8 protein-coding genes are annotated in these 12,211 nt (G+C 71.4%); 3 read left to right on the plus strand and 5 right to left on the minus strand.

Annotated features, from left to right (window positions below; genetic code table 11):
* Window positions 1–60 precede the first annotated feature (60 nt).
* The 5 genes from guaD to xdhA all read right to left on the minus strand — a co-directional run bounded on the left by guaD (window position 61) and on the right by xdhA (window position 7,471).
* Complete coding sequence (gene guaD / locus ACKI2N_RS06450; protein WP_420992730.1) at window positions 61–1,392, minus strand: guanine deaminase; 1,332 nt, start codon at window positions 1,390–1,392, stop codon at window positions 61–63.
* 69 nt (window positions 1,393–1,461) lie between these two features.
* On the minus strand, window positions 1,462–2,517 hold the full coding sequence (locus tag ACKI2N_RS06455; RefSeq protein ID WP_420992729.1) for an adenosine deaminase: 1,056 nt from the start codon (window positions 2,515–2,517) through the stop codon (window positions 1,462–1,464).
* Complete coding sequence (gene xdhC / locus ACKI2N_RS06460) at window positions 2,514–3,557, minus strand: xanthine dehydrogenase accessory protein XdhC (RefSeq protein ID WP_426990611.1); 1,044 nt, start codon at window positions 3,555–3,557, stop codon at window positions 2,514–2,516. The genes ACKI2N_RS06455 and xdhC overlap by 4 nt, the downstream gene beginning before the upstream one ends.
* An 11-nt stretch (window positions 3,558–3,568) precedes the next feature.
* Window positions 3,569–5,947 (minus strand): xanthine dehydrogenase molybdopterin binding subunit, encoded by a 2,379-nt coding sequence (gene xdhB / locus ACKI2N_RS06465; protein ID WP_420992727.1) that lies wholly within the window; start codon window positions 5,945–5,947, stop codon window positions 3,569–3,571.
* Between the two features lie 15 nt (window positions 5,948–5,962).
* Entirely contained in the window at window positions 5,963–7,471 is a 1,509-nt protein-coding gene (xdhA, locus tag ACKI2N_RS06470) for a xanthine dehydrogenase small subunit (protein ID WP_420992726.1), read from the minus strand.
* A 219-nt stretch (window positions 7,472–7,690) separates the two neighbouring features.
* Here xdhA and ACKI2N_RS06475 point away from each other — a divergent pair, with 219 nt between their 5' ends.
* From ACKI2N_RS06475 to ACKI2N_RS06485, 3 genes are all read left to right on the plus strand, one after another.
* Entirely contained in the window at window positions 7,691–8,647 is a 957-nt protein-coding gene (locus ACKI2N_RS06475; RefSeq protein WP_420992725.1) for a LysR substrate-binding domain-containing protein, read from the plus strand.
* A gap of 153 nt (window positions 8,648–8,800) precedes the next feature.
* On the plus strand, window positions 8,801–9,427 hold the full coding sequence (locus tag ACKI2N_RS06480) for a DUF4126 domain-containing protein (RefSeq protein ID WP_420992724.1): 627 nt from the start codon (window positions 8,801–8,803) through the stop codon (window positions 9,425–9,427).
* Window positions 9,428–9,554: 127 nt separating this feature from the next.
* A complete protein-coding gene (locus ACKI2N_RS06485) occupies window positions 9,555–12,182 on the plus strand; it encodes an ABC transporter permease (protein ID WP_420992723.1) in 2,628 nt (875 codons plus the stop codon).
* The last annotated feature ends 29 nt before the right edge of the window (window positions 12,183–12,211 follow it).

The raw sequence follows: 12,211 nt of genomic DNA on the forward strand, positions 1-12,211 counted from the left end.
GTGTGTTGACTGGCGTCAAAAAGGGCGTGGCGGCTCCCGCCGAGTGGCGGGAGCGCCGCTTCAGTGCGCGGCGCGCGCCGCGGCTCCGGCTTCCTCGCCCATCACGTAGACCTCGCCGACGGCGCGGTCGTCGCCCAGCATGGCGAAGGCGAATAGCTGCTCTTCCAGCGTCTCCGAGCGTTCGCTGCGGCGCGCGATCAGCGGCGTGGCGTGCGGGTCCAGCACGATGAAGTCGGCTTCGCAGCCGGGCGCGAAGCTGCCCACGCGCGCGCTCCAGCCGAGCGCGTCGGCGGCCGCGCGCGTGGCGAGGTAGAACATGCGCAGCGCGGTCAGGTGATAGCCGCCCATGCGCGCCACCTTGTGCGCGGCGTTCATGGTGCGCAGCATGGAGAACGAGGTGCCGCCGCCCACGTCGGTGGCCAGCGTGACGTTGAGGCGGTTGGCGTCGGACTGGTGGAAATCGTAGAAGCCGCTGCCCAGGAACAGGTTGGAGGTGGGGCAGTGCGCCACGGCGGCGCCGCTGTCGGCCAGGCGGCGGCGGTCGTCCTGGTCCAGGTAGATGGCGTGGCCGTAGAGCGCGCCGGGGCGCAGCAGGCCGTATCGGTCGTAGACGTCCAGGTAGCTGCGCGCCTGCGGGAACAGCTCGGCCACCCATTTCACCTCGTCGCGGTTTTCCGCCACGTGGGTCTGGATGAAGGCGTCCGGGTAAGCCTTGGCGAGTTCGCCGCAGGCGGCCAGTTGCGCTTCGGTGGAAGTCGGGGCGAAGCGCGGCGTGATGGCGTAGGACAGGCGCTTCCTGCCATGCCAGCGCGACAGCAGGTCGGCCGAGTCGCGCGCGCCGGACTCGGCGGTGTCGCGCAGGAACTCGGGGCAGTTACGGTCCATCATGACCTTGCCGGTGACCAGGCGCAGGTTGCGGCGGTCGGCCTCGGCGAACAGGGCGTCGGCCGAGGCCGCGTGCACGGTGCTCCAGGCCACCGCGCTGGTGGTGCCGTTGCGCAGCAGCTCGTCGGCGAAGAAGCCGGCCACCGCGGCGGCGTATTCCGGCTCGGCGAAGCGGCGCTCCTCGGGGAAGGTGTAGGTGTCGAGCCAGTGCAGCAGGCCCGGCGAGGGCGAGGCGATGATGTCGGTCTGCGGGTAGTGCACGTGTGTGTCGATGAAGCCAGGCACGATCAGCTTGCCGCGGCGGTCGACGATCTCGGCGCCGGCCGGGATCTGCGCGGCCAGTTCCGCGTAGGCGCCCGCCGCGGCGATGTGCCCGGCGGTGACGATCAGCACGCCGTCCTCCCAATACTGGTACGCGTCCTCATGGAACTGGGGGTCGCGCAGGAAATGCAGCACGCGGCCACGGATGGCGCGGGTGATGGCGGGAGCGGGGGGCGTGGTCGTCATGTCGATGTCTCATGCTGTGCCGGCGCGGGACTCGGGTCCGCGGGCCGGCCTCTCGGTATAAGCCGCGCGTCAGGCCGGAGCGGCCGCGGCGGCGATGGCGGGTAGCGGCGATTGCCAGAAGTGGTCGACTTCGGCGAGGAAGGCGGCCTTCTGCGTGGCGGGCAGGAAGGACGCCTCGAAACTGTTGCGGGCCAGCGTGTGGCCGTCGGCCGCGGTCAGCGGCATGGCTTCGAAGGTGGCTTCCCAGTTGGCGTTCATGTAGCCGCCGAAATAGGCGGGGTCGTCCGAGTGCAGCGTCACCAGCACGCCGGCGTCGAGCAGGCGCTTGAGCGAGTGGTCGCGCAGGTCGGGGTAGACCTTGAGCTTCTGGTTCGACAGCGGGCACACGGTCAGCGCCACGCGCTCGCGCGCCAGGCGCTCGACCAGCGCGGCATCGTCGATGGCGCGCACGCCGTGGTCGATGCGCTCGACCTTGAGGATGTCGAGCGAGTCGGTGACGTTCTGCGCCGGGCCTTCCTCGCCCGCATGCGCGACCAGCCGCAGGCCAAGCTCGCGGGCGCGCGCGAACACGCGCGCGAACTTCTGCGGCGGATGGCCCTTTTCGGAGGAGTCGAGCCCCACGCCGATGAAGCGGTCGCGGTAGGGCAGCGCGGCTTCGAGCGTGGCGAAGGCGTCTTCCTCGGACAGGTGGCGCAGGAAGCAGAGGATCAGGCTGCTGGAGAAATCGAACTGCGTGCGCGCCTGGGCCAGCGCGTCCGAGATGCCGTCGATCACCACGCTGACCGGCACGCCGCGCGCGGTGTGGGTCTGCGGGTCGAAGAAGATCTCGGCATGGCGCACGTTGTCGGCCACCGCGCGCTGCACGTAGGCCATGGTCATGTCGAAGAAGTCGTCCTCGGTCAGCAGCACGCTGGCGCCGGCGTAGTAGATGTCGAGGAAGGACTGCAGGTCGGTGAAGGCGTAGGCATCGCGCAGCGCTTCCACGCTGGCGTAGGGCAGCTTCACCTGGTTGTGCTGGGCCAGCCGGAAGATCAGCTCGGGCTCGAGCGTGCCTTCGATATGGACATGCAGTTCCGCCTTGGGGGTGAGGCGAATACGGTCGGCGAGCGCGGCATCGAGCGTCATGGGGTTCCTTTTGCGGTTCTGGTTTGCGTCGTTCCCGCCGCTTCGCCGCCGCGTGCCGCGCTCAGCGCGCCCAGGTGGGCGGCGCGCTGGTCGCGGACCTGCAGCAGCTGGGCGACGATGGCAACCGCAATCATAGCCGGAGCCTTGTCGGTGATGCCGGCGATGCCCATCGGGCACGTCATTTCGGCGAAGCGCGCCGGGTCGATGCCGTGCTCGGCCATGCGGCGCTCGAAGCGCGCGCGCTTGGTCCTGGAGCCGATCAGGCCGAAGTAGGCAAAGTCGTCGCGGCGCAGGATGCGCTCGCACAGCGCCTGGTCCAGCGCGTGGCTGTGCGTCATCACCAGGAAATAGCTGCCGGGCGGGGCGGCGTCGATGACCGCCTCGGGGGTGTCGGTAGCCTCCGCGCTCACGTTGGCCGGCAGCCCGGCCGGGAACAGCGTGTCGCGCTCGTCCACCCAGCGCACCCGGCACGGCAGGCCGGCCAGCAGCGTGACCAGCGCATGGCCGACGTGGCCGGCGCCGAACAGCACGACCTGCATCTCGTCCGGCACCATGACGTCGGTCCAGCCGCCGTCGCGGTTCAGCGTCACCGACGGCAGCAGCGCCGGCGCCGGCGCATGCCGCACCGGGCCGCTCGCCGGCACGGTGCGCGCCACCGAGCGGCCGGCGGCAAAGGCTTCCTGCACGGCGTCCAGCCACGGCAGGTCGGCCTCGCCGAGCACCTCGAAGGCGAGCCGCACCACGCCGCCGCAGCACTGCCCCAGCGCCGGCCCCAGCGGGATGCGCACCAGCTGGCGCGCCGGGCCGCCGGCGGCCAGCGCGGCCAGCATGCCGCGCGCGATCTCCATGCCGCGCCATTCGAGATGGCCGCCGCCGATGGTGCCCACCAGGTCGCCGGCGGTCACCAGCATGCGGATGCCGGCCTCGCGCGGGGCGGAACCCCTGACCTCGGCGATGGTGACCATCGCCACCGGCACGCCGGCGCGCACGCAGCGCACGGCGTCGGCGAAGCCGAAGGGTTTGAGCGGGGCATCTTGCATGATGTGCCTTCCTACCGGGATGCCGGGGTGGCCGCGGCCCGCACGGCGTCCACCGCGTCGAGGATGGCCTCGCTGGTGGCCGGCGCCGTCAGCGGCGGGTTGACCTGGTAGCCGCCCACGCTCGCCACCGCGTCGCGGATGGCGAAGAACACCGAGAACGGCAGCAGCAGCGGCGGCTCGCCCACCGCCTTGGAGCGGTGGATGCTGTCCTCCACATTGCGGTTGTCGAACAGCCGCACGGTGAAGTTCTCCGGGCAGTCGTTGACGGTCGGGATCTTGTAGGTGGACGGCGCGTGCGTCATCAGCTTGCCGTCCTGGTTCCACCACAGCTCCTCGGTGGTCAGCCAGCCCATGCCCTGGATGAAAGCGCCTTCCACCTGGCCGATGTCGATGGCCGGGTTGAGCGAGCGGCCCGCGTCGTGCAGCACGTCGGCCTGCAGCAGCTTCCATTCGCCGGTCAGCGTGTCCACCAGCACCTCGGAGCAGGCCGCGCCGTAGGCGAAGTAATAGAACGGCCGGCCCTGCAGCTTCGACTGGTCCCAGTACAGCTTGGGCGTGGTGTAGAAGCCGTCCGACCACAACTGCACGCGCGCCACGTAGGCCTGGCGGGCCAGCTCGCTGAAGTCCAGGCGCAGCTCGCCGGCCACCACCAGGTCGTCGCCGAAGCTCACCTCGCCGGGCTCCACGCCGGCCTGGCGCGCGGCGAACGCGGCCAGGCGCTCGCGGATCTGGCGCGCGGCGTCCTGTGCGGCCTTGCCGTTCAGGTCCGAGCCGGTGGAGGCGGCGGTGGCCGACGTGTTGGCCACCTTGCTGGTGTCGGTGGCGGTCACGCGCACGCGCTCCAGGCGGATGCCCAGCTCGTGCGCCACCACCATCGCCACCTTGGTGTTGAGGCCCTGGCCCATCTCGGTGCCGCCGTGGTTCACCAGCACCGAGCCGTCGTTGTACACGTGCACCAGCGCGCCGGCCTGGTTGAAGTGGGCCACGTTGAACGAGATGCCGAACTTCACCGGCGTGATGGCGATGCCCTTCTTGAGCACCGGACTGGCGGCGTTGAACGCGCGCGTGGCGGCGCGGCGCGCGCGGTAGCCGCTGGTGGCCTCGAGTTCGTCGAGCAGTTCGTGGATGACGTTGTCCTCCACGGTCTGGCCGTAGGGCGTGACGTTGCGCTCGGTCTTGCCGTACAGGTTGGCGCGGCGCACGTCGAGCGCGTCGCGGCCGACGTTGCGGGCCACGTTGTCGAGGATGTACTCCATGGCGAAGGCACCCTGCGGGCCGCCGAAGCCGCGGAAGGCGGTGTTGCTCTGGGTGTTGGTCTTGCCGCAGTAGCCGTCGATGCGCACGTCGGGCAGCCAGTAGGCGTTGTCGAAGTGGCAGATGGCGCGGGTCATCACCGGGCCGGACAGGTCGGCCGAAAAGCCGGCGCGCGACACCATTTCCACCGCCACGCCGTCGAGGCGGCCGTCGGCATCGTGGCCGACCTCGTAGTCGAACACGAAGTCGTGGCGCTTGCCGGTGATCATCATGTCGTCGTCGCGGTCCGGGCGCAGCTTGACCGGGCACAGCAGCTTCCACGCCGCCAGCGCGGCGCAGCAGGCAAAGATGGCGGACTGCGATTCCTTGCCGCCGAAGCCGCCGCCCATGCGCCGGCACTCCACCAGCACCTGGTGCGCGTGCCAGCCCAGCATGTGCGCCACCGCGTGCTGCATCTCGGTGGGATGCTGGGTGGAGCACCACACGTGCATGCCGTCGTTTTCCTTGGGCGCGGCGTAGGCGATCTGGCCTTCCAGGTAGAACTGCTCCTGGCCGCCCAGGCGGATATGGCCGCGCTCGCGGTGCGCGGCCGCGGCGATGCGGCTGGCCGGCGCGCCGCGCGTGAGGTGCATGGGCGGCAGCACGTAGCTGCCGGCCTGGTGCGCGGCCTCGGGCGACAGCACCGGAGGCAGGTCTTCGTATTCGATCGCGCCCAGGCGCGCGGCGCGGCGCGCGGCGTCGTGCGAGGTGGCGACCACCACGAATACCGGCTGGCCGATGAACTGCACCAGGCCGGTGGCCAGGATCGGGTCGTCGTGGAGGATCGGGCCGCAATCGTTGGTGGCGGGGATGTCGTCGGCGGTCAGCACGGCCACCACGCCGGGCGCGGCGCGCACCTTGTCCAGCGCGACCGACCGGATGCGGGCGTGCGCGCGCGTGCTCATGCCGAGCGCGGCGTGCAGCGTGCCGGCCAGCTCGGGGATGTCGTCGGTGTAGGTGGCGGTGCCCGCCACGTGCAGGTGCGCCGATTCGTGCGGGCGCGAGATGCCGACCTGCGGCGTGGCGATGGCGGTGCGGGCTGCGCCGCCGAGGTCGGCCTCGGCGTCGAGCAGGAAGGGTTCGGTTTGCTTGTTCATGGCGCTGTCCTCCCCTCAGGCGGTGGCCAGGGCCTGGCCGGCGCCCGGCGCGCGGACATTGACGGCGGCCGCCGGCAGCGCGTCGGCGCGGGTTTCCAGCCAGAAGCGGTACAGCAGGTTGGCGGCGCCGCGGCTGCGGTAGGCGGCGCTGGCGCGCATGTCGCTCAGCGGGGTGTAGTCCTGCCCCAGCGCGGCCATGGCGGCGCGCACGGTGGCTTCGGTCCATGGCTGGCCGAGCAGGGCGGCCTCGGCGCGCGCGCCGCGCCTGGGCGTGGCGGCCATGCCGCCGAAGGCCACGCGCGCGCGGGCGATCACGCCGTCTTCGAGCGTGAGCGCGAAGGCCGCGCACACCGCGGAGATATCCTCGTCGAAGCGCTTGGACAGCTTGTAGGTGCGGAAATGCTGCGCGCCGGCCAGCGGCACGCGCAGCGCCGCGACGAATTCGCCCTCGGCCATGGCGGTCTTCTGGTAGGCCAGGTAGAGGTCTTCCAGCGGCAGCGCGCGGCGTGCCTCGCCGCGTTGCAGCACCACTTCGGTGCCGAGCGCGATCAGCGCGGGCATGGAGTCGCCGATCGGCGAGCCGTTGGCGATGTTGCCGCCCAGCGTGCCGGCGTTGCGGATCGGCAGCGAGGCAAAGCGCTTCCACAGCTCGCGCAGATCGGGATGGACCGCCTCCAGCGCGGCGTAGGCGCGCTCCAGCGATACGCCCGCGCCGATCTCGAGCATGCCTTCGCTTTGCCGGATGTATTGCAGGTCCGCCACCTGGCCCACGTACAACAGGTTGCCCAGCCCGCGGAACTGCTTGGTGACCCACAGCCCCACGTCGGTGCTGCCGGCCAGGATGCGCGCGCCGGGCTCGGCGGCCTTGATGGCGGCGAAGGCCGAGGCCGTGCGCGGCGCGTAGAAATGCTGGCCGTCGGCGCTGTAGTGGAAGGTGTCCTCGCGGCGCAGCGCGCGCAGGGTCTCGGCGATCCGGCGCGGCTCGAGCTTGCTGGCATGCGGGGCGGGCAGGGCCATCATGCGCTGCCCGGCCTCGATGATGGGGCGGTAGCCGGTACAGCGGCACAGGTTGCCGGTGAGGGCGTCGCAGATGGTGTCGCGCGCCGGCGCGCGGCCGCTGCCGGCGTCGCCGGCGTGCCGCTGGTAGAGTGCCCACAGCGACATCACGAAGCCTGGCGTGCAGAAGCCGCACTGGGAGCCGTGGCATTCCACCAGCGCCTGCTGCACCGGATGCAGGGCGCCGTCGGCCTGGCGCAGGTCTTCCACGGTGACCAGCGCGCGGCCGTCCAGCGTGGGCAGGAACTGGATGCAGGAGTTGACCGCCTTGAACTCGACCTCGCCATCCTCGCGCAGCTCGCCCAGGACCACGGTGCAGGCGCCGCAGTCGCCCTCGGCGCAGCCTTCCTTGGTGCCGGTGCAGCGGGCGTCCTCGCGCAGGTACTGCAGCACGGTGCGGGTCACCGGCGCGCCGCCGACCTCCCTGACCTGGCCGCGGTGGTAAAAGCGGATGGTTTGCGTCTCCATGGTGTCGTCTCTCTTTGCAATGGGGCAAACATAGCACTCGGGCCGATCATGCAATATTCGGCCCAGGTGATATGCCCCATCAAGGAGGGGAGAGCGTTGTGCCGCCAGCGAACCGGCGCCGGCCGGATTGACCGATGGTGGGGTGCCTGACATACACTATGCGCCGTTCCCATCCCCCACGCCACTGGCCGCGCAGCGCGCCTGGCGCCCCCCCTCGCCATGCACGGACGCGACCACCTCGACACCTATTTGCTGCGTGTACTGCACACCCTGCTGACCGAGCAGAGCGTGACGCGCACGGCGGTCAAGCTGGGGCAGTCGCAGCCGGCCATCAGCAACACGCTCAAGCGCCTGCGCGAGATCACCGGCGACGCCATTCTGGTGCGCGGCAAGAGCGGCATGGTGCCGACCGAGCGCGGGCGCGAGCTGCTGCAGCTGGCCGAGCAGAGCCTGGCGGCGATGGACCGCATCGCCCGCCCGCCCCAGCATTTCGATCCCGCCACCACCACGCGCACCTTCCACCTCGGCGCGCCGGACTACCTGGACGCCTTTTTCCTGCCCAACATCGTCGAGCGCGTGCGCCGGCTGGCGCCGCGCGCCCGGCTGTTCGTGCATCCCATGACGTCGTCGAGCGACTTCCTCGAAAGCCTCGAGCAGGGCCAGCTCGACATCGTGGTGGGCAACTGGCTGTCGCCGCCCGAGCACCTGCACATCTCGCCGCTGTTCGACGACGAGGTGGTATGCATGCTGGGCGCCCAGCACCCGCTCGCGCGCAAGGGCCTGACGCTCAAGCACTACCTCGAGATGCCGCACCTGGCGCCGGCGCCGTATGCGTCGATGCAGCGCAGCATGATCGACCAGGCGCTGGCCGAGCAGGGCTACAAGCGCAATATCCAGGTCACGCTGCCGTATTTCGGCCTGGTGCCCTACGTGCTGATGAAGACCGACATGGTCTTCACCACCGGCCGCCAGTTCGCCGCGCACTATTCGCAATACCTGCCGCTGCGCATGGTGCCGTCGCCGGTGCCGTTCCCGCGCATGCGCTTCTACCAGCTCTGGCACGAGCGCTGCCACGCGGCGCCGGACGTGATGTGGCTGCGGCGGATGATCGCGGAGGTGGCGGCGGAACTGCCGCAACTGCCCCAGCTGCCGCAGCTGGGCGAGGTGCAGGCCTGAACGGCGGGGAGCGGCCCGGCTCCGGAAAGTGGCGCAAGCCATGCATGCGGGTGGGCGGGGAGGGGCCGCCGGCGGGCTGTCCGGGCGGGGCCGTATTACACTGCTTGCAGTGGCCGGCGCTGCTGCCGCCGCGACAGACATGCAAGGAGCCTCATGCTAGAAACGGCCGCGTTGGCCGCGGGCTTGTCCTGGACCAGCGGATTCCGCCTCTACCTGGCCGTGTTCACGGCCGGCGCGCTCGGGCGCCTGGGGCTGCTGCATCTGCCGCCTGGGCTGCAGGTGCTGGAGTCCTGGTGGATGATCGCGCTGGCGGCGTTGCTGGCGCTGGCCGAATTCGTGGCCGACAAGGTGCCCGGCTTCGATTCGTTCTGGGACAGCATCCAGACCTTCATCCGCATTCCCGCCGGAGCGATCCTGGCCGCCGCGGCGTTCGGCCAGCTCGATCCGCAGTGGGTGATGGCCGCGGGGCTGGCCGGCGGCACGCTGGCGGGCACCGCGCACGCGGCCAAGGCCGGCACGCGCGCGCTGATCAATGTCTCGCCGGAACCGTTTTCGAACTGGGCTGCCTCACTGAGCGAGGATGTCGCCGCCAGCGGCGGCCTGCTGCTCGCGTTTTTCCTGCCGGTGGCCTTCCTGGTGGTGCTGGCGCTGCTGCTGGTGGTGGCGATCTGGCTGCTGCCCAAGCTGTGGCGCGGCCTGCGCCGGCTGCGCGCGGCGCTGGCCAGGCGCGCCGGGCCGGGCGAAGCCGCCATCACGGCGCGCCGGCAGCCGCGGCGCTAGTGCATCCGCCTGCCCGGATTCACGGTATTCACGCCCTCGCGTCTTCATGGACAACCCGCGGCCTGCCCGGCGGGCCGCTTCAATGCATGTCGACGCAGGTCAACGCATGTGCACGGATAACTGACTGATGCCTTCCGAACTGGATTCTGCCGCCGGGACCGCCGGCGCTTTTTCTGCCGCCGCGGCGGTGCCCGCCGCCCGCTTTTCCCCGTGGCGCCAGGCCCTGCGCATGGCGCGGCGCGACTGGCGCGCCGGCGAGCTGTACCTGCTGCTGTTCGCGCTGGTGCTGGCGGTGGCGGCACTGAGCAGCGTGGGCTTCCTGGCCGACCGCATGCGGCTGGGGCTGGAGCGGGACGCGCGCCAGATGATCGCCTCCGACGTGCTGATCGTGAGCGACCAGCCCTTCGACGCAGCCTTCGCCGCGCGCGCCGCGCAGGCGGGGCTGGCCACCGCGCAGACCGTCACCTTTCCCAGCATGGCCACCGCGCGCCCGGCCGCGCAGGCGGGGGCGGCCGCTTCCGCCGCGGCGGCGGAGCCGCCTTCGCAACTGGCAGCGCTCAAGGCGGTCGGGCCCGGTTATCCGCTGCGCGGGCAGGTCAAGGTGGCCGCCGCGCGCGGCGGCCCGGAGGTGGCCGCCGGCGGCATTCCGGCGCCGGGCACGGTGTGGGTCGACGAAGCGCTGCTCGATTCGCTCGGCGTGTCGCTGGGCGACACCATCCAGTTGGGCAGCCGCGCCTTTCGCATCGAACGCATCATCACGCAGGAGCTCGACCGCGGCGCCGGCTTCATGAACTTCGCGCCGCGCGTGATGCTGCCGCTGTCGGACCTGGACGCCACCGGGCTGGTGGGCTGGGGCAGCCGCGTGACCTACCGCCTGCTGGTGGCGGGCCCCGACGCGGCCGGCCAGGCCTACCGGCAATGGGCCGACGCCGAGATCGCCCGGCGCGGCCTGCGCAATACGCGCGTGGAATCGCTCGAGTCCGGCCAGCCGCAGATGCGCGCCACGCTGGACCGCGCCGAACGTTTCCTGTCGCTGGTGGCGGTGCTGTCGGCGATGATCGCGGCGGTGGCCATCGCCATGTCCGCGCGCCGCTATATGCAGCGCCATACCGACGCCTGCGCGGTGTACAAGTGCATGGGCCTGTCGCGCCGCGAGATCCTGCTGGCGTTCTCGCTGGAGTTCCTGCTGCTGGGCCTCGGCGGCGCGGTGGCGGGCGTCGTGCTGGGCTACCTGGCGCACTACGGCCTGCTGCTCTCGCTGGGCAACCTGCTGACCGTGACGCTGCCGCAGCCTTCGCCGGCGCCGGCGCTGGTGGGCCTGCTGGCCGGCATGGTGCTGCTGGCCGGTTTCGCGCTGCCGCCGCTGCTGGCGCTCACGCGCGTGCCGCCGCTGCGCGTGCTGCGGCGCGACCTGGGGGCGCCGCCGGTGTCCACCTGGATCGCCTACGCGCTCGGCCTGGGCGCCTTCGTGGCGCTGCTGCTGGTGGCCGCGCGCGACCTCAGGCTCGGCCTGACCACGGCCGGCGGCTTCCTCGGCGCCGGCGTGGCGTTCGCGCTGCTGGCGCTGGGCTTGCTGAGCCTGCTGGCGCGCCTGATGCGCGGGGGCCGGCTGGCGCGCGGCAGCGTGGGCTGGCGCTTCGCGCTGGCGGTGCTGGAGCGGCGCCGCGCGGTGACGGTGCTGCAGACCGTGGCGCTGGCGGTGGGGCTGATGGCGCTGCTGCTGCTGGGCATGACCCGCAACGACCTGATCGCCTCCTGGCGCAACGCCACGCCCGCCGACGCGCCCAACCGCTTCATCATCAACATCCAGCCCGACCAGCGCGCGCCGCTGGCCGGCATGCTCGCCCACGCGGGCATTCCTGACCTGCTGTACCCGATGGTGCGCGGGCGCCTGACCCAGATCGCCGGCCAGCCGGTGCATGCCGAGCGTTTCGAGGACGGGCGCGCGCGCAACCTGGTCGAGCGCGAGTTCAACCTGTCGTACACCGACCGCCTGCCCGAGGGCAACCGCGTGGTTGCCGGCCGCTGGCTGGCCGCCGGCACCGAGGCGGGCGCGTCGGTGGAAGAGGGCATCGCCAAGACGCTCGGCATCCGCCTGGGCGACACGCTGCGCTTCGACGTGGCGGGGCAGGCCGTGGAGGCGCCGGTCACCTCGCTGCGCAAGCTGGACTGGGGTTCGATGCGGGTGAACTTCTTCGTCATCCTGCCGCCGGCCGCGATGAAAGGCATGCCCGAGACCTACATCACCGCATTCCACCTGCCCGCGCCGCAGGCGGCGCTGGGCAACCGGCTGGTGGCGGCCTTCCCCAACATCACCGTGGTCAATACCGACCTGATCCTGCGCCAGATCCAGGAAGTGCTGGACCAGGTCATCGCCGCGGTGGAATTCCTGTTCGCGTTCACGCTGGCGGCCGGCGTGACGGTGCTTTACGCGGCGCTTTCCGGCTCCCGCGACGAGCGCAAGCGCGACGCCGGCCTGCTCAAGGCGCTGGGCGCCTCGGCCGCGGTGGTGCGGCAGACGCAATATGCCGAGTTCCTGGTGGTGGGTGGCCTGGCGGGGCTGCTGGCCAGCCTGGGCGCGATCGCGGTGGGCTGGGGCCTGTCGCAGTTCGTGTTCGATTTCCCCTACCGCTTCAATGGCTGGATCGTGCCGGCCGGCGTGCTTTCTGGCATGCTGTGCGCTTTTGCGGGGGGCTGGCTGGGTTTGCGCGAGGTGCTGAAGCAGCCCGCGCTGGCCACGCTGCGCGAGGCCTGAGTAATCTGAGTGACCCGAGTGGCCTGCGG

Origin of the sequence: Cupriavidus sp. 30B13 (assembly GCF_049059565.2) — a bacterium.
In the GTDB taxonomy this organism is placed as follows: Bacteria; Pseudomonadota; Gammaproteobacteria; order Burkholderiales; family Burkholderiaceae; genus Cupriavidus.

What these genes read in the sequence shown, in the direction of transcription:
- guaD (WP_420992730.1), bottom strand. Translation starts at nt 1,392, where the DNA reads ATGACGACCACGCCCCCCGCTCCCGCCATCACCCGCGCCATCCGTGGC.
- ACKI2N_RS06455 (WP_420992729.1), bottom strand. Translation starts at nt 2,517, where the DNA reads ATGACGCTCGATGCCGCGCTCGCCGACCGTATTCGCCTCACCCCCAAG.
- xdhC (WP_426990611.1), bottom strand. Translation starts at nt 3,557, where the DNA reads ATGCAAGATGCCCCGCTCAAACCCTTCGGCTTCGCCGACGCCGTGCGC.
- xdhB (WP_420992727.1), bottom strand. Translation starts at nt 5,947, where the DNA reads ATGAACAAGCAAACCGAACCCTTCCTGCTCGACGCCGAGGCCGACCTC.
- xdhA (WP_420992726.1), bottom strand. Translation starts at nt 7,471, where the DNA reads ATGGAGACGCAAACCATCCGCTTTTACCACCGCGGCCAGGTCAGGGAG.
- ACKI2N_RS06475 (WP_420992725.1), top strand. Translation starts at nt 7,691, where the DNA reads ATGCACGGACGCGACCACCTCGACACCTATTTGCTGCGTGTACTGCAC.
- ACKI2N_RS06480 (WP_420992724.1), top strand. Translation starts at nt 8,801, where the DNA reads ATGCTAGAAACGGCCGCGTTGGCCGCGGGCTTGTCCTGGACCAGCGGA.
- ACKI2N_RS06485 (WP_420992723.1), top strand. Translation starts at nt 9,555, where the DNA reads ATGCCTTCCGAACTGGATTCTGCCGCCGGGACCGCCGGCGCTTTTTCT.